The 392-nt window shown below is 62.5% G+C and carries 1 protein-coding gene; it reads right to left on the minus strand.

Annotated elements, in window-relative coordinates:
* Positions 1-145: 145 nt before the first annotated feature.
* Positions 146-392 (minus strand): hypothetical protein (locus JHD79_RS22625; RefSeq protein WP_199121622.1); only part of this gene is annotated, 247 nt, incomplete at its 5' end.

A 392-nucleotide genomic window follows, 5' to 3' on the forward strand; every position in this document is an offset into this window, starting at 1 on the left:
GGGAAGGGTGGGGTGCCCCTGCAGGGAGTTATGCCGTCTTTCGTTGAGCTCCGCTTTCACGAAAGATGGCATTGCTACGTCCGCCCAGGGAGAACCGCAGCGTGAGCGGGAGCCACCCAAAGCGGAGATGCCTGCTTAGCAATTGCTACTTCGCCGCTGCCACCTTCTGGGGTTCGAGTGGACCCGCTGCCTTCAGCTTCTCGCCGATATCGCGCAGGACATTTGTTGAGTCCACGGAAAGCGAGCGCGGGCGCACCAGCGGCGGCAAGCCGCCATTCGCGGGATCCGCCGGCTTCTTGGCGGATGCCGTCTGCGGCTTTTGCGCGGGGAACGGATCGCTGATCCCCGGGATAGGCTTCAGTACGATGCCCTGATGGGCATAATCCATGATC

It is taken from the genome of Pedobacter sp. ASV28 (genome assembly GCF_016428855.1).
GTDB lineage: Bacteria > Bacteroidota > Bacteroidia > Sphingobacteriales > Sphingobacteriaceae > Pedobacter.